This window comes from Methanobrevibacter thaueri (genome assembly GCF_003111625.1).
GTDB classification, from domain to species: Archaea; Methanobacteriota; Methanobacteria; order Methanobacteriales; family Methanobacteriaceae; genus Methanocatella; species Methanocatella thaueri.
The window spans coordinates 15,854-33,253 of sequence record NZ_MZGS01000014.1 but is presented as its reverse complement, the minus strand read 5'-3'; the positions used below and the strand labels follow the sequence as shown (position 1 = coordinate 33,253).

Here is a 17,400-nt window from a genome sequence, read left to right as displayed (position 1 = left end):
TTATTATAATGTATAAAATGTTATATATTAACCATGGACAAAAAATCTGCATTTTTTATCATTTTAAGCATAGCAATTCTGGCGGTAATGCTTTATTTTGTAGGGATTGATAAGATAATCGAAACATTGAAAAACGCCAATCCCGCATTAATCGCATTGGCAATAGGTGTGCAGATTTTCACTTATTTGCTATACAATCTGCGCTGGAAATGGATTATCAACATCACAGACATCAAGGTGAGCTTCGCCCAGTTGCTCCCAATCACAATGGTGGGCCTTGCGGTGAACAACATCACCCCTTCCGGTCGTGGAGGCGGAGAGCCTGTAAGGGCATACATCCTTGCAGAGCAACATGACTCCTACCTTAAGGACACCTTGGCTACTGTTGTGGCCGACAGGATGCTTGACACATTTCCGTTCATTGTCCTTGCAATAATAACCATTGCGGCTACAGTCTTCTACTTCCAGATGCCTACATGGCTTTTAATCATTCTTATTTTGGCGGTGATTGCAATCGTTGCAATCCTGGGCATTCTAATCTACTTATGTATCAATCCGAATTTCGGATACAAGATTGAGAAATTCATTTTAAGGATTGTAAACAGGGTGTACAAGAAGGGATCTGAGAACATGGAAAAGACTATCCACGACAACATCTTCGGATTTCAGGACACCATGAAGGTGCTAATCTCAAACAGGAAGGTTTTGTACTACACAATCCCATTGTCATTCGTGATATGGGTGTTCGAGATTCTGCGTGTATACATCGTTTTCCTGGCCTTCGGAGCCACTTTGAATGTCGTCGTAATCGGTGAGGTTTTCATCATAGCTTCACTTGTCGGTATGATTCCTTTATTGCCTGGAGGTCTTGGAGCGGTCGACGGTGTGATGGTAGGGTTCTATTCAAAGGCAGGAGTTTCAATGTCACTTGCAGCGCCGGTCACATTGATTGAAAGGCTCATCTCATTCTGGATGGCAACAATTATAGGTCTTGTGATATTGCCTCACTACGGCTCATCAGTCCTTGACAGGATTTCAGTGGGAAGTTCCGCCGAGAGTATGGACAATCCGCAGGATGATGCCTAATTTATTTTAGATATGTTTAATTTAGACCAATAATTTCATTGGTTTAAATTGATTTTTTCATTTTTTTTAAAATTAAACTTCTTTTTTCAAATATAAACCTTTTTAACTTACTAACTACAAAAATACTTGACATAATAGTATAGGAAAATTAATTATGTCACAAGATAAAAATGAATGGGGCAGCAACCTGTCATTCATTCTCGCAATGATTGGTTCTGCCGTTGGACTTGGAAACATTTGGAGATATCCTTATGTACTGTACTCTAATGGGGGAGGGGCATTCTACATCCCTTATATTGTGGCAATTCTTTTGATGGGAATTCCGTTTTTGATTTTGGAGTATGGTGTCGGATATAATTTCAAATCTTCTTTTGCAAAGGCCGTAAAGAAGATAAACTCCAAATGGGAGTATTTGGGCTGGTTCCTGCCGGTCGCAGTTTTTATGATTATGATTTACTACTCAGCTATTCTTGGTTGGGACGGCATTTACATCATATTGAGTTTCTTCAAGGGTTGGGGGGCTGATCCTAATGTTTACTTTACAACAACCCTTCTTCAATCTTCAGATTCTTACATGGGATTATTGCAGTTCATTCCACTCATTGCCGTTGCAATGCTTGTCGGTTGGGTAATCATTTGGTTTATTTCACACAGGGACCTTGAAGAGGGTCTCGGTAAGGTGTCAAAGGTTCTCGTGCCTTTGCTGTTCGTCATCATGGTAATTATTGTCGGGTTCTCCCTTACCCTGCCTGGCGCTTCAATAGGTTTGGCGGAGCTTTTCAATCCTGACTGGTCGCTTCTGGGCAATTTTGAAATATGGATGGCTGCATTCGGTCAAATCGTGTTCTCCTTAAGTTTGGGTATGTCAATAGCATTCACATATGCAAGCTACACCAAGGATGACGCTGACCTGATTACAAACACCATCTCAATTGCGCTTGCAAACTCACTGTTTGAGAACTTTGCAGCATTGGGAGTTTTCTCAATATTGGGTTACATGTCCCTTCAGTCCGGAACACCGGTGGCTGAGCTGGTAACTCAGGGAACCGGATTGGTGTTCGTCGTATATCCTACAGTATTCAATGTATTGGGCCAATGGGCTTATGTATTGGGACCTCTGTTCTTCCTGACAGTTTACCTTGCAGGTCTTACAAGTATCCTCTCCACAATCGAGCCGTTGTCATTCTCAATCCAGAACAAGTTTGGATTGACAAGGTCCAAGACCATGACAATTCTCATCATATTCGGTGCGGTCATCTCAATGATGTATGCAACCGCTTACGGTGGCTCCATACTTGGATTTGTGGATACCTTCATCAATCAGATTGCAATTCTCTTTGGTGTTATCCTTGAATGTATCATATTCGCTTGGATTTTCAAGGCTGAAAAGTTCATTGACTTTTTAAACTCTAAAAGCAGAACAATCAAACTTGGAAAATGGTGGCTTCTGATTGTCAAGTACATTCTTCCGATTTTCATCTCTATCGTCTGGATTGGCGGAATGTTTGACGTGATTAAAAACGCGTCCTTTGATCAGATGCTTTTCACAATCCTCGCAGCGGCAATACTGTTAATCACAACACTGGTATTCACAGTGCTTCCGGCTAAGAATCCCGAGTGGGAAAACACCGAAGAAAGAGTTTAGGTTAATGATATTGACCTAAATTTTATTTTTTTTTAGCTGGCCTTAAGGTCAGGTGAAGAATTTTGAATAATCATTTTTTTCATTTTTTTCAAGGGTAATGGTCAAGACACCGTCGGAATCCTCATAAATCCTTTCGTAACTGCCTTTATGAGAGTTCTCACTACTGATGTCTTCTGAGTAGTAGATTCCAATTATCAAACCTATTATTGAAAGCAGGAATATCAGCAGTATTAATGTGTCCTTCAACTTCATGTGTATTAATTTTAATTTCACATCATATATAAATGGAACAGAAAAGTATTTTAAGGGCATTGGCCATATAACTATTGAAAAGCTTAAAGAGGTGAAAATATGAAAGGCTTTATTTTAGTTATTTTGGCAATAATTGCGGTTGTGATTGTTGCTGGTGGCGCCGCAGCACTTCATGTAATGAACCAGGCAGGTATTGGAATTGAGGATATCAATCCAAGTAATGTGGGTGATGTTGTGGATAAAGTAAGTAATGTTGCATCTTCTGATTCAAGCAGCTCTTCATCTGGTGATTCAGTGGTTGATAAGGTAAGCGATATTGTAAGTGAAGAAGTGAAATTCAACGCCCAAAACGGTGAGGGATACTATCGTGAGGTCACATACCGTGATGGCGGATTCAGACAATACGATACTGAAACCGGTGAGCTTATAGGTTCATCATACGATTCAGATCAAGGCAAGCTTCCAAGCATGGAATGATAATCATGATTTTAAAAGAGCTTCTGGAGCATTTTGACATTGATGTTGACTTGCCGGACTATCTTTTAAATCAGAGATTCAATGAGGTATTCCTTGATGGTGATTTAACCATTAAGGACAATGCTTTTCAAATAGCCGTAACAACCCGTCAGGACGTGACCCACAACATGTTCATAAACCCTGACAGCGAGTTTCCGGTTACAATACTGTCTGAACTTCCCAATGGACGTTTGAACGGCATGAAATTCCCTCAAAGAGAACATGTTGGGATTCCGATAGACAGATTATAACTTTTTTTCATTTTATTTTTTTCTGCAAGTCCATGACATTCGAAAATCTTTAACTATTTTTATATAATATTAGAATCAAAAATTATATCATAATAATTTAATAATTCTGTTGATATCATGAACAAAAAAGAGTTAATAAATAGTGGAAAAGTAAAAAGCGTATTCACCACAGATGACGACGATAAGGTAATCATCGAGTTTAGGGATGACATGACTGCAGGCGACGGTGAACGCAAGGAAGTAATGAACAAGAAAGGAGCTTACAATGCGGTTATTTCAGCTAAGATCTTTAAGGTTTTAGAGGAAAACGGCGTGGAAACCCAATTCATTGACTTGCCTGAACCTGACGTTATGCTTGCCCGCAAGCTTGACATGATTCCGATTGAAGTTATTGTGAGAAATATTGCAACAGGCAGTTTAATTCGCAAATACCCAATCGCAGACGGTACAAGACTTGAACCGCCAATTGTACAAATGGATTTCAAGGCTGACGAATACCATGATCCGATGTTGAATGATTCAATCATCAAGGCATTAGGAATCGCAACACAGGAAGAAATCGACACCCTAACCGAAAAGGCATTGAAAATCAATGAAGTGCTCAAGGAATTCTTCGCAGATGCAGGAATCATCCTCGTGGACTACAAGGTCGAATTCGGTAAGGACAAGGATGGAAACATCATTTTAGGTGACGAAATCTCCCCGGACAGCTGCAGATTATGGGACAGTGAAACCCTGGATATGCTGGACAAGGAACTGTTCAGGAAAGGAAAGGACGATGAAGTGATGGAAGCTTATGTTGAAGTGTACAATAGAATTATTCCAGATGATGAAAAGGTGATTTAGATGTTATTTGATATTGAAGTTAAAATCTCTTTGAAAAGCGGTATGTTAAACCCTGAAGCAACAACAATCGAAAGATCTCTCGAATTGCTTGGATATGAAGTGTCCAACATGAAAACCGTTGAAATCCTCAAGTTCCAAATGGAAGGGGAAGACAGGGAAGCAATAAGAGAAAACGTCGTTGACATGTGTGAAAGATTGCTCTGCAATCCTGTAATTCACGATTATAAAATTAACGTTATTCCACAGAACATGGCTTGCGGTAAATAGGTGAGAGCATGAAAATTGGAGTGATAAGATTTCCAGGAACAAATTGCGACCGTGATGTTGCAAAAGCAATAGAACTCGCAGGCATGACTCCCGAATATATCTGGTGGAGTGAGGAGAAGCTCACAGACTATGACGGTATCGTTATTCCTGGCGGATTTTCATATGGGGATTACCTGAGGGCAGGTGCCATGGCATCCATTACCCCAGTCATTGATGGAATTAAGGAATTGGTGAAAGAGGAAAAACCTGTTTTAGGAATCTGTAACGGTGCACAGATTTTGGGTGAAATCGGACTCGTTCCGGGGATTTTCATCACAAACGAGTATCCTAAATTCAACTGTGAATGGGTTGAGCTCAAGGTTGGAACCTCAAGGACACCGTTCACAAAGGCATTCAAGAAAGACCAAATCATCAGGCTTCCGATAGCACACGCTGAAGGAAGGTTCTACACCGAAAACATGGACCTTCTCAAGGATCAGGACCAAATCGTATTGCAGTTCGAAGGCAAAAACCCTAACGGTTCAATGGAAGCAATCACAAGCGTCTGCGACGAGTCCGGCCTTGTATGTGCAATGATGCCTCACCCTGAAAGGGCATGTGAGGAACTTTTCGGTTCAGATGACGGTTTAAACTTCTTTAAAGGATTCTTATAAAGTGATAAAATGGTAGTTTATTTAATTGGTGCAGGACCTGGAGATGCTGATTTAATAACTCTTAAGGCCGTAAAGGCTCTAAACAAAGCTGATGTTGTATTGTATGATTATTTGGCTAATGAAGAAATATTGGCTCATGCTCCTGAAACTGCAGAAAGAATATATGTGGGTAAAAAAGCAGGAGAACATTACAAAACTCAAGACCAAATCAATGAATTGATTATAGCCCAGGCCGAAAAGCATGAGAATGTGGTCAGGCTCAAGGGCGGAGACCCTTTTGTCTTCGGTCGTGGAGGAGAAGAGATATTGGCTTTAATGGAACATGATATCAAATTTGAAGTAATTCCAGGTGTTACTTCAGCTATTGGAGCACCAACCTCTCTTGGACTACCTGTAACCCATAGGGCAGTGGCAACATCCGTCACAATCGTGACCGGCCATGAGGACCCTACAAAACCCGAAAGCCAGGTGCACTGGGATTATACTGCAGACACATTAATCATATTAATGGGAATAGGCAACATTAAGGAAAATACTGCTGAAATAATGAAATACCGCTCAGCCGACACACCGGTATGTGTGGTTGAAAGCGGAACACTGCCTGATGAGAACCTGGTGTTCGGAACATTGGGAGACATTTCAGACAAGAAAATCAACACTCCTGCAATAATGATTATAGGGGATGTTGTTAACATGTATAAGGAAATTTACGAATATCAAAGGTGATAATTATGTGTGGAATCGTAGGCTGCATATTGAAGGAAGATGAAGATGTGGCGCCAATACTCTTTGACTGCATATCCAAATTGGAATACCGTGGATATGACTCCATTGGCCTTGCTACCTTCAGTGGAGATAAAATACACATCAAGAAGGATAAGGGAAAAATAGAAGAGGTGGACAAAAAGCTCAATCTAACTGACATGCCTGGAAACTTCGGTATAGCACACGTGAGATGGGCAACACACGGTGACCCATCAAAACTGAACTCACACCCTCATGTTGATGAAGACAGCACTATAGCGGTGGTTCACAATGGAATTATTGAAAATTATTTGGAAATAAAGGAAAAGCTGATACTTGAAGGGCATGTTTTCAAATCAGACACAGACACTGAAGTCATCCCTCACCTGATTCAGAAGTTCATGGCCGAAAAGTTCGACCTTGAGCATGCCGTGAGAAAAACAATCGATGTCATTAAGGGGGCATACGCAATAGCCGCAATCTCCAAAAACGAACCTGACAAGATTGTCGCAACACGTAAGGACTCCCCACTGATTGTTGGAATAGGTCAGGACGGCTATTACCTTGCATCAGACTCACCTGCTATCCTTAAATACGCAAGAGACATAATCTATCCCGAAAAGGGAGAGATAGTCATCATCGATAAGGATGGAGTCGTTGTTCATGACGAATTTGACAATGTGGTCAACAAGGAGATAGACACAATCAACTGGACACCTGAAATGGCCGAGAAGGAAGGCTATGACCATTTCATGATTAAGGAGATCAATGAACAGGCAACTGCCGTCAGAAACACATTGACTCAAAAGGAGAGCATTCAGGAAATAATCGATGATGTGGGCGACCTTCAAAGGATATGCTTTGTTGCCTGCGGAACATCATACCACGCTTCCCTGACAGGAAAATATCTGATTGAATCCCTTGCGGGTATTCCTACAGATGTAATTCTTGCATCAGAGTTCAAATACTCTGCTAATACCTTGAATGAGGACACATTGGTGATATTCATATCCCAATCAGGCGAAACCGCAGACTCACTCAAGGCATTGGACGTTGCAAACCAGACATCCAAGACACTGGGAATAGTCAATGTGGCAGGTTCATCAATAACAAGAAGGGCCCAATATGTCATCCAGACACAGGCAGGGCCTGAAATTGGTGTGGCCGCAACCAAGACATATGTTGCACAGCTGACAGCAATTTATCTCTTTGCAGCATTGATTTCCAAAAATGCTGAACTCCTAAAAGAGCTTGACAAGGTTCCGGACTTCATTGATGAGGCATTGGAAAGCGTTGAGCAGGTCAAGGAACTGTCAAAAAGATATAATTATGCTCGTGACTTCTTCTACCTCGGAAGGGGCTACTCATACCCTACAGCACTTGAGGGTGCATTGAAGCTTAAGGAAATCACATATATTCATGGTGAAGGATATGCTGCAGGAGAGCTTAAGCACGGTCCTTTGGCCTTGATTGACGAAGGAATTCCTGTAGTGGTTGTAATTCCTCCTGGAGACAATTACTTCAAGACAATGAGTAATCTGGAAGAGGTCAAGTCCCGTGGAGCAAATGTGCTTGCAATAGGATCTGCCGATGACGAGTCACTCAAGGCAAAATCAAGTGACGTAATCGGAATCAATGCTGAGGTCAAGGAAATAATTGCGCCTCTGGTCTACATTGTGCCATTGCAACTGATAGCATATTACATCACTCTTGAAAAGGGTCACGACCCTGACAAGCCTAAGAATTTGGCGAAATGTGTAACTGTTGAATAATAGCTTAAAAATTAATTTTAAGCTATAAAATTTTCTTTTTTTAAAATCAAACAATATCTACTTAGTAATTTGATTTTTGACTTGATATCTAATCTCAATTCTTCATGTTAATTAATTTTCATATCTTTTGGTTAGTTTCATTTAAGACTTTTTAAAATACATTCATTTCAGATGGAATTAGCCTTTTGATAATTATTCCAATCAGTTTTACCTTGTTATACTAATTATTAACTTATTTTGACTTATTTTTTTAAAATCTAAAAGTATTAAGCTCTTTTTAAAAATCAAAAGCTTTTTATACATTAAACTAATAATAGTTTAACACGAACAAATGTTAAATGGAGTTAACGTTATGTTTAATAAGAAAATTACTTTAATTTTAATGACACTTGTTTTCATGTTGTCAATATCAGCAGTTGCTGCAGTTGACTCAAACTCAACTGACGACATGGCCGCAGGTGAGTTGGATGAGGAACCTCCATCGGCTGATGTAGAGGTATTATCCGCAGATGAAACTGACGCTGCTCAGGAAAATTACACTCTAAAGGGTAGCGATGTCAGTATGTATTATAAGGGCGATTCCTCTTATAAGGTAACCCTGTATGACGATGAAAATCCGGTTCAAAATACAAATGTCACATTGAAACTCAATGGTGAAGAGTTCGTTAGGACAACAGACTCTTCAGGTCAGGTTTCACTGAAGATCGATTTGAATCCGGGAACATACACAATTTCAGCTATTTTTGGCAATATAACAACTACAAACAAAATTAAAATATTGCCTGTAATCAAGGGCCAGGATGTTACAAAGCCATACAAGAGCGCAAAGAAATACACTGCAACTTTCTTGGATTCCAACGGCAAGCCATTAAAGAACACTGAGGTCAAGTTCAAGCTCAACGGCAAGACATATACCAAAAAGACAAATTCAAATGGTGTCGCAAGCCTTGCATTGGATTTGAAACCAGGAAAATATGTGGTCTATGCAATACATCCAAACGGATATCAGATTTCAAACAGCATAACTGTAAAGTCATCAGTTACATCATCTGATTTGAAAAAGTATTATAAAGGCTCTAAAAAGTTCAAGGCCAAATTCTATGGTGCCAACGGCAAGGTTCTTAAGAAGAAATATGTCAAATTCTATGTTAAAGGATATTATATATACAAGAAAACCAACAGTAAAGGTGTTGCGTCAATTCCGGCAGGATTCGCACCGGGAACATATAAGATCATATCAATAAATCCGAAAACCGGTGAGAAAAAGACAAATACCATTACAATCATGAAACCTTTATCTGCAAATTCCATGACAGTATTTACAGACAAGACTTCAAAGTTCACCGTGACTTTGCATAAGCCGGACGGTAAATTGGCCAAGAATAAGAAAATGACCATTTATGTTGATGGTGCTAAAAAGACTGTCAAGACCAACTCAGATGGTGTTGCAACCGTCAAGTTCAAGATGGAAAGGGGAACTTACGTCTTCAAGTCAGTTGACCCATACACCAAATACACATTGAGCAAGAAGGTTACAGTCAAGCTGGCTTCCGTCAAGGCTGTTGACATAGGAGCCATTGAAAACACTCCTTCAACATATCAGGCAACACTCCTGCAGCAGAACGGTAAGGTTGCAAAAAACACCAAGATGATGATTTCAATCAATGGTGTTGAGCATATAGTCAAGACCGATTCCAAGGGAATTGCTAAGGTCGCTTTCAATTTGCCAATCGGTAAATACAAGGTTGTATGTAAGGATTTGGATACCGGTTATTCTGTAACCAGGCAAATTTCCGTCATCAGGCATGAAACTGGAATTGCATACAATCAGTATGGTGTTTCAGAAGATGGAAGAACCCTTCTAGTGGTCGGAAGACCGTCCGCCGCTGGTGAAGAGAGCACGTATGGATATAAATTCTACATGACTGAATTCGACAGGACCTGTCCGTACTGTGGAAGCCATGAAATTTACTGGGGCATATTCTGGGCGGGATCTGAAACCGCCGATGAGGGAGTATTCCCTTTCACTGGTAAGGTGGAGCAAGGCAGTGCAGAGGGCAATATCTTCTGTATAGATTGTGACTGTGACTTCTCAATATTCGGACACAACCATGACGGTTCCGGAAGGGACTTGACAGTCATCTGGGGTCCAGAACCATCTTCAAAAGAAGTGGCATACATACTTAAGAGTGGAAATTACATTAAAATATAATTTCCTCATTTTTTACTTTTTTTAATCTTTTTTTCATTTCCAAAATGCGATTTGTTGAATTGTTCTCGCCGTCCTGTTTTTCATGATAGTCATCCTCAACTTCAACGATGTATCTGGCTTCGTCGGAGGTTGTTGATGGAATGTTCATCTTGGCAAGATTTCTCTCAACGCGTCTTTTCAGCTTCTCGTCATCCATTTCATCGCCCAGAAATATCGGTGTTTTCACAGCAGATGATATTCTGGTGTTGTGACGTGCGTTGTGCCTTTCCTCGGTTCTCCTCTCCAGGATGTCCTCGCTTGAACCGTTCAATCCAGGGTCCCTGAATGGTATTCCGACATCGGACAATGCTATTCTTATCTCATCATTTCTCGGAAGGGAATGCTCAAGCATTGAGGGGTTTGGGCTTGCAAGTGTTCCTCCCTGCTTTCTTCCGAATATCGGGCCCAGGCCAATGTAGAAGCCCGCATCGATGAATCCTTCCCTAACGGGCGCTGATGAGGTATAGGTTGCAACTATTCCGTCATCCTTGATTATGCGTCTGAATTCCTTGAAAAATTCGACAGAAAATAGTTCGGGGGCCATGTTTTGGCTGAACGGGTCGAGAAATATGGCGTCATAGGTGTTGTCAGCCAGATTCTGGACGGTCTGCCTTGCATCCTCAATGTACACGTTAATGTTGATGTTTTCTGGAATTTCTGTTTCCTCAAGGCTCAATGTAGCATAATCCTGTGCTATGAGCTCATCCTCAATTGCCCTTTTGGTTATGTCATGTTCAGGTATCGGTGAAGGCACGAGAAGTCCGCAGGCGAATGTTGCCTTTGATATTTCAACCATATCTATGGTGAGGTTGGCATTTGAGTTTTTAATGAAGTCAGCTATTGCAGCTGATGAATTGTAGCCCAATCCTGCACATATGTCCAAAACGGCAATGTCTGAGGAGTAGTCGAATTTCATCGGCTTGATGAATTTCTCAAATGACTCACTTATTGCTCCTGTAGATGTATGTAGCGTTTCAACTTTATGATTTATTTCCTTTGAATTAATAGAATAGGATCCATCATCCGTTAAAACAAAGTAATCATTGTAAGTATCAAAAAAATTAACTCTACTTTCAATATTTCGGGTACTTCTTTCCTGACGGAAACATTCATTGACCAATTCAAAAATGTCGTCGCTGATTATTCGGGCATCGTCTTCATAACTCATTGTATCTAGATAACATTTTAGGTCTTCATCAATAATAATTGTTTAGTTGTAACATTTTTTCAACATAGGCATTTATATACTACTTCTAATAATAGTATATTGGCAATTGTGAATCTTAACAGTTCACGGTTGTCCGAAGCATTTTTCCAAAACTGCTTTGTCTGAAGTATCCTCAATTTGCGGATATGGATGGGACGATCAAATGTCTTTAAAATATGTGACCAACCATGGTTTTGCAAATCTGTGTGTAACGTTGCAAGATCATGATGATGTTAAAACTCAAATAGAAACATATATTCAAGGAAAAAACACAAAAAGCTATGGGCTATACGGATTGAAACATGAAAGTTCAGCTGGTAATCTGAGAGGTTAATCATATCCCTAATGGCTAATCTGAAGGTTGCTGGTGCAAAAATGAATTTCTCCTGAAAATAATTCAAATCGCAATGTAGTGCTCATGGCAAAATGGTGTCTGCAGGAAAAACATGCGAAAATTCCTCCCGTCTTTGCATGTCGAAAAGTATTATTGTAAACTCCCTATATATTTGTATGCAGACGCTGTGAAATTGGTTAAGTATCTACTTAACCCAATTTTTTTCTTTTTTTTCTAAGTCAAAATCAATTCTTACCAAATCCTTGAGCAAAATTTATATAATTTTTAATTTAAATTTAACTTTAATAAAAATAGTAAGGTAAAATAAATGTTTGAAATTAAAGCAAAAGATAATATGGGCCGTGTTGGAGTCTTGAAAACCAAACACGGTGACGTTAAAACACCCGCACTGATGCCGGTTATCCATCCGAGAAAACAGGCGGTGGATGTTGCCAAATACGGTGCGGACATCGTAATAACCAACGCTTATCTAATTTATAAGGATGAAGACCTAAAGGCCAAGGCGGTCGAGGAGGGCATACATAAGCTCATCAATTTCGACGGACCGATAATGACCGATTCAGGATCCTTCCAGCTTTCAGTGTACGGGGACGTTGAAATCACCAACAAGGAAGTCCTTGAGTTTCAGGAACTGATCAAGACCGACATAGGAACCAGCCTTGACATTCCTACAGCTCCATTCGTCGACCGTGAAAAGGCGGAAAGCGATATGGAAATCACCCTTGAAAGGGCACGCGAAGCTGTTGAGTTCAAGAAGGAAAACAACATTGAGATGCTTCTCAACTCCGTTGTCCAGGGCTCAACATACCTTGACTTGAGGCGTGAATGTGCAAGGGAACTCACTAAGCTGGACGCTGACCTCTACCCGATTGGAGCGGTCGTTCCTCTTATGGAGTCATACCACTACAGGGACCTCGTTGATGTCGTGATGAATTCAATGAAGGAACTGGGAGACGACACACCCCGCCACCTCATGGGAGCGGGCCACCCTATGATTTTCGCATTATGTGTTGCGATGGGATGTGACCTTTTCGATTCAGCGGCATACATCCTTTATGCAGAGGATGACAGGCTTTTGTCCACAAGGGGAACATACAAGCTTGAGAACCTTCAGGAAATGCCATGCTCATGTGAGGTATGCACCAAATACACTCCAGATGACTTAAGGGCAATGCCAAAAGAGCAAAGAAGGGACCTGATAGCTCAGCACAACCTTCACGTGTCATTTGCTGAATTGAGACTTATCAGACAGGCAATATATGACGGAAGTCTGATGGAACTCGTGGAAGAGCGCTGCCGTGCACATCCGGCACTTCTTGAGGCAAGAAGGCAATTGGGACTGTACTCAAGGGACCTGGAGAAGTACGACCCAAGAAGCAAAAAGTCAGCATTCTTCTACACAGGACCGGAATCCCTGCTTAGGCCTGAAGTGATTAGGCACCTTGAAAAGCTCAGGGAAATGCCTAAAAAGCGTGACTTGATAATTCTTCCTCCAACAAGAAAACCTTACTCAAAATTCACAACAGGAAAACTCGGCGAGTTCTACATCTACGGCGAACAGCATGAGATAGACCTGGACGATGCAGACTTCATGGTGCTGGACATTCCTTTCGGATTGATACCATTGGAAATCGACGAGGTCTACCCGTTGAGCCAGAACGACTCTCCTAAAACCCGTGACGTCGACAGCATAGAGTTCATCGAGGATTTCATAAACGAGTTTGTGGAATACTACGACCAGGTGCTGATACATTCAAGGGTCATCAAGGACCTGGACATAGGCCTATATGACAAGTACGAGTCATCACAAGACATCAGGTACGCCAAGGATGACGTCAAGAAGGTCAAGGCGATAGCCGACTACCAGTTCGGTGTTGGCGCCGGCGAGGCACTCTTTACAGGCAACATCAACATAGAAAAGAGTAAGAAGACAGGAAAAATCAGGCACATCTACGACGGAAAGGTCCTGATTGTCAACATGAGGGCATCAGACTCATACCTGATACTGTCAAAAGAGGGAGCAAAAAGGCTCCACAACAAGATGCCGTACCCTCAAAACAGGGTGGTTGTCAACAAGGACTCAGAACCATTCGCACTTGAAGGAAAAAGCGTGTTCTGTAAGTTCGTGGTTGAATGTGATGAGAACATCCGCGCTAGGGATGAGGTCTTGGTAGTCAATGAGGAGGACAAGCTCCTTGCATACGGTAAGGCAATGCTTGGGGCATGCGAAATTTCCCAGTTCAACACAGGACAGGCCATCAAGACACGTAAAGGAATGAAAAAATAGGTGATTCGATGAGTGAAAACGATAAGGTGAATACAGGTCATCACATTGAGGATAAGGAATTGATCAAGAACGCCAGAAAGCCGGTGGGCGAGCTGGGCCATCAGATCCTTGACAGAATGAACAAGTCCCATGAGTCCATGGCAAGCTGGGGAGTGACCCATTTTGAAATCCAAGAAGACAGCAAAATCCTTGATATTGGCTGTGGCGGTGGAAGAAACATTGAAAGGTTCGCCGAACAGATTTCCGATAACGGAAGGGTTGTCGGAATAGACTATTCAGAGGTGAGCGTTGAAAAGTCAATCAAGCTGAACCAGGAGGCCATTGACAGGGGAATCGTCAACGTGCTTCAGGCATCCGTTTCAGACATGCCGTTCTATGATGAGACATTTGACATTGTGACCGGCTTTGAAACAATTTACTTCTGGCCGGATTTCATCAACGACCTTGCTGAAGTCAACAGGGTTCTTAAAAAAGGTGGATTGGTGTTTTTCTGTAATGAAGCGGTTTATCGTGAAGGAGAGATGGAAAAATACGATGATCTTGTGGAACTCCTGGACATGAAGATATATTCCGAAGATGTTTTAAGGGAATCCCTTGAAAAGACAGGTTTCAAGGATTTCAAGGCATATATTGATGAGGAAAATGATTGGATTTGCATTACAGCAATAAAAATCTAATTTTTTTCATTTTTTTTAATAATAACGAAACCTTTATATATAATTAAAACATAAGTTTATTTGTTGTTAGTTTTCATGCGGTGTTAGTCCAGCCTGGTTAAGACTCTAGCCTGCCACGTTAGAGACCCGGGTTCAAATCCCGGACGCCGCATTTTTTATATGCAGTCGTGGTATAGTCTGGTTATTACTTGGGCCTTCCAAGCCTACAACCCGGGTTCGAATCCCGGCGACTGCATCTTGTATCTCATTCTTTTTTTAAAATTCTTTTTTTGTTTAAAAAATACTCCTATTTTAGTTAATTTTATATAATAATAAAAATATAATATTTATAATTAAATTAATATTTAATTTCTTTTAAGATTATAATTTAAGGTGATTTAATGGTAGGAATAGTAGGATATGGGGCACACGTGCCATCATATAGAATAAAGGTAGAAGAGATTGCTAAAGTATGGGGTGATGACCCTGTAGCTTTATCAAATGGATTGGTCGTTAATGAAAAATCCGTACCTTCTCCTGATGAAGACACTGCAACCATTGCAGTAACCGCTGCAAGATACGCACTTGCAAGAGCTCAAATTGACCCAAGTAAGATTGGTGCCGTTTATGTCGGATCCGAATCACACCCATACGCAGTAAAACCAACCGCTTCAATCGTAGCAGAAGCGGTCTGTGCAACTCCAAAGTTGACCGCTGCAGATTTGGAATTCGCATGTAAGGCAGGAACCGCAGGCATTCAAATGACTATGGGATTAGTCGAATCCGGCATGATTGAATACGGATTGGCAATCGGTGCTGACACATCACAGGGAGCACCAGGGGATGCTTTGGAATACACTGCATCTGCCGGAGGAGCTGCTTATGTCATAGGTAAGGACAATACAATTGCTGACATTAACCATACATGCAGTTTCACAACAGACACTCCCGACTTCTACAGAAGGGAAGGTCAGGACTACCCATCTCACGGTGGACGTTTCACAGGAGAGCCAGCATACTTCAAGCACGTTTTAAGTGCTGCAAAAATGCTCTTTGAGGAAACCGACACAAAACCTGAAGATTATGATTACGCATGTTTCCACCAGCCTAACGGTAAGTTCTACCTTAGGGCAGGTAAAAAATTAGGATTCACTTCCGAACAAATCAAACAAGGATTATTGACTCCTAACATTGGAAACACTTATTCCGGTGCGGTACCATTGGCTTTATCCAACATTTTGGACGTGGCTGAACCTGGAGATAACATTTTTGTAATCTCATACGGATCAGGTGCGGGAAGTGATGGTTTCACCATTACAGTTAAAGATGAAATAGTTGAAAGAAGAGAATTAGCTCCAAAAACACAAAGCATCATTGATCAAAAGACCTATGTTGATTATGCTGTGTACGCTAAATTCAAAGGTAAAATTAAAATGTAAGGGGGCTTGAAAATGAGAGATGTTGCGATTATAGGAGTATCACAAACAAAATTCGGTGAATTATGGGATTCATCCTTTAGAGATTTAATTGCAGAAGCTGGAGTGAAGGCTTTGGTTGATGCAGGAATTGACGGTGACGATATTGAAGCAATGTTCGTTGGAAACATGTCCTCAGGACTCTTTGTAGAACAGGAACACATTGCAGCACTTATCTCTGACCATGTGGGTCTTAACCCGGTTCCAACCACAAGGGTAGAAGCCGCTTGTGCATCAGGTGGACTTGCGTTAAGACAAGGAATCATGGCCGTTGCATCAGGTTTCCATGATGTTGTAATTTCCGCAGGTGTGGAAAAGATGACTGACGTTGTCGATGCAACACCAGCTATTGCAACCGCATCAGACCAGGAATGGGAAGCTCAACAGGGCGCTACTTTCCCATCATTGTATGCGATGATTGCAAAAAGGCACATGTACGAATACGGAACCACCCGTGAACAATTGGCACAGTTTTCAGTTGTAAACCACAAGAACGCATCCAAAAACCCAAATGCACAGTTCCCATTTGAGGTTACAGTTGATAAGGTAATCAATTCAACAATGGTTGCAGACCCATTGACACTTTTAGACTGTTCCCCTGTAAGTGACGGAGCAGCCGCAATCGTAATGGTGCCTGCTGAAGACGCTAAAAAGTACACTGACACTCCAATTTACGTAAAAGCTTCCGCACAAGCTTCTGGAACATTGACCTTACACGACAGAAAAGATATCACTACCATTGAATCTACAAAAGTGGCTTCCAGAAAGGCTTATGAAATGGCAGGAGTTACAACAAAAGACATTGACTTGACTGAAGTGCACGACTGTTTCTCCATCAACGGTCTTTTGGCTGTTGAGGACTTAGGATTTGCCGAAAAAGGTAAAGGTGGAATAGCTATTGAAGAAGGACAAACTGAAATCGATGGTGACTTCCCAATCAACACTTCCGGTGGTCTTAAAGCACGTGGACACCCATTAGGTGCCACAGGTATCGCTCAGGCTGCTGAAGTCGTATGGCAACTCAGAGGAGAAGCCGGCAAACGTCAAGTGGACGGTGCAGAAATCGGTATGACTCACAACATCGGTGGTACCGGAGGTACTGCAGCTGTACACATTTTCGGAAGAGATTTATAAATC

Annotated in this window: 17 protein-coding genes and 2 tRNA genes; 17 read left to right on the top strand and 2 right to left on the bottom strand. The window is 41.3% G+C overall.

Annotated elements, in window-relative coordinates:
• Positions 1-33 precede the first annotated feature (33 nt).
• Both MBBTH_RS01065 and MBBTH_RS01060 read left to right on the top strand, forming a co-directional pair.
• The gene (locus MBBTH_RS01065; RefSeq protein ID WP_116591194.1) at positions 34-1,086 is read left to right on the top strand and encodes a UPF0104 family protein; all 1,053 of its coding nucleotides are present in this window, start codon (positions 34-36) and stop codon (positions 1,084-1,086) included.
• Positions 1,087-1,240: 154 nt separating this feature from the next.
• Positions 1,241-2,731, top strand: coding sequence for a sodium-dependent transporter (locus MBBTH_RS01060; RefSeq protein ID WP_116591193.1), 1,491 nt, complete (start codon positions 1,241-1,243; stop codon positions 2,729-2,731).
• A 48-nt stretch (positions 2,732-2,779) separates the two neighbouring features.
• On the opposite strand, the gene MBBTH_RS01055 is transcribed toward MBBTH_RS01060, so the two are convergent.
• Entirely contained in the window at positions 2,780-2,983 is a 204-nt protein-coding gene (locus tag MBBTH_RS01055; protein ID WP_133241923.1) for a hypothetical protein, read from the bottom strand.
• A 99-nt stretch (positions 2,984-3,082) separates the two neighbouring features.
• Here MBBTH_RS01055 and MBBTH_RS11060 point away from each other — a divergent pair, with 99 nt between their 5' ends.
• The 8 genes from MBBTH_RS11060 (at position 3,083) to MBBTH_RS01015 (ending at position 10,244) form a co-directional block, all read left to right on the top strand.
• Positions 3,083-3,460, top strand: a complete 378-nt coding sequence (locus tag MBBTH_RS11060) for a flagellar protein, FliL (protein WP_243409604.1) — start codon at positions 3,083-3,085, stop codon at positions 3,458-3,460.
• Positions 3,461-3,465: 5 nt separating this feature from the next.
• Positions 3,466-3,750 (top strand): hypothetical protein, encoded by a 285-nt coding sequence (locus MBBTH_RS01045; protein ID WP_116591191.1) that lies wholly within the window; start codon positions 3,466-3,468, stop codon positions 3,748-3,750.
• Positions 3,751-3,867: 117 nt separating this feature from the next.
• On the top strand, positions 3,868-4,596 hold the full coding sequence (gene purC / locus MBBTH_RS01040; protein ID WP_116591190.1) for a phosphoribosylaminoimidazolesuccinocarboxamide synthase: 729 nt from the start codon (positions 3,868-3,870) through the stop codon (positions 4,594-4,596).
• Positions 4,597-4,863, top strand: a complete 267-nt coding sequence (gene purS / locus MBBTH_RS01035; RefSeq protein WP_116591189.1) for a phosphoribosylformylglycinamidine synthase subunit PurS — start codon at positions 4,597-4,599, stop codon at positions 4,861-4,863.
• An 8-nt stretch (positions 4,864-4,871) separates the two neighbouring features.
• Positions 4,872-5,516, top strand: a complete 645-nt coding sequence (purQ, locus tag MBBTH_RS01030) for a phosphoribosylformylglycinamidine synthase subunit PurQ (RefSeq protein WP_116591188.1) — start codon at positions 4,872-4,874, stop codon at positions 5,514-5,516.
• 9 nt (positions 5,517-5,525) lie between these two features.
• On the top strand, positions 5,526-6,242 hold the full coding sequence (gene cobA, locus MBBTH_RS01025) for a uroporphyrinogen-III C-methyltransferase (protein WP_116591187.1): 717 nt from the start codon (positions 5,526-5,528) through the stop codon (positions 6,240-6,242).
• 5 nt (positions 6,243-6,247) lie between these two features.
• Positions 6,248-8,032 carry a glutamine--fructose-6-phosphate transaminase (isomerizing) gene (gene glmS, locus MBBTH_RS01020; protein WP_116591186.1) on the top strand — a complete coding sequence of 595 codons (1,785 nt, stop codon included), beginning with the start codon at positions 6,248-6,250 and terminating at the stop codon, positions 8,030-8,032.
• Between the two features lie 352 nt (positions 8,033-8,384).
• Positions 8,385-10,244 (top strand): MSCRAMM family protein, encoded by a 1,860-nt coding sequence (locus tag MBBTH_RS01015; protein ID WP_116591185.1) that lies wholly within the window; start codon positions 8,385-8,387, stop codon positions 10,242-10,244.
• Here MBBTH_RS01015 and MBBTH_RS01010 read toward each other — a convergent pair.
• Positions 10,234-11,451, bottom strand: coding sequence for an MnmC family methyltransferase (locus MBBTH_RS01010; protein ID WP_116591184.1), 1,218 nt, complete (start codon positions 11,449-11,451; stop codon positions 10,234-10,236). The genes MBBTH_RS01015 and MBBTH_RS01010 overlap by 11 nt on opposite strands.
• 157 nt (positions 11,452-11,608) lie before the next feature.
• Between MBBTH_RS01010 and MBBTH_RS10800 the strand changes: the two genes are divergently transcribed.
• The 7 genes from MBBTH_RS10800 (at position 11,609) to MBBTH_RS00980 (ending at position 17,397) form a co-directional block, all read left to right on the top strand.
• Complete coding sequence (locus MBBTH_RS10800; protein ID WP_133241922.1) at positions 11,609-11,824, top strand: hypothetical protein; 216 nt, start codon at positions 11,609-11,611, stop codon at positions 11,822-11,824.
• A gap of 328 nt (positions 11,825-12,152) precedes the next feature.
• Complete coding sequence (tgtA, locus tag MBBTH_RS01005) at positions 12,153-14,132, top strand: tRNA guanosine(15) transglycosylase TgtA (RefSeq protein ID WP_116591183.1); 1,980 nt, start codon at positions 12,153-12,155, stop codon at positions 14,130-14,132.
• 8 nt (positions 14,133-14,140) lie between these two features.
• The gene (locus MBBTH_RS01000) at positions 14,141-14,809 is read left to right on the top strand and encodes a class I SAM-dependent methyltransferase (protein ID WP_116591182.1); all 669 of its coding nucleotides are present in this window, start codon (positions 14,141-14,143) and stop codon (positions 14,807-14,809) included.
• Positions 14,810-14,886: 77 nt separating this feature from the next.
• Positions 14,887-14,960: transfer RNA gene (locus MBBTH_RS00995), tRNA-Gly, on the top strand.
• Positions 14,961-14,970: 10 nt separating this feature from the next.
• Positions 14,971-15,044 (top strand) — tRNA-Gly (locus MBBTH_RS00990).
• A gap of 145 nt (positions 15,045-15,189) precedes the next feature.
• A complete protein-coding gene (locus MBBTH_RS00985) occupies positions 15,190-16,227 on the top strand; it encodes a hydroxymethylglutaryl-CoA synthase (RefSeq protein WP_116591181.1) in 1,038 nt (345 codons plus the stop codon).
• A gap of 12 nt (positions 16,228-16,239) precedes the next feature.
• On the top strand, positions 16,240-17,397 hold the full coding sequence (locus tag MBBTH_RS00980) for a thiolase domain-containing protein (protein WP_116591180.1): 1,158 nt from the start codon (positions 16,240-16,242) through the stop codon (positions 17,395-17,397).
• Positions 17,398-17,400 lie beyond the last annotated feature (3 nt).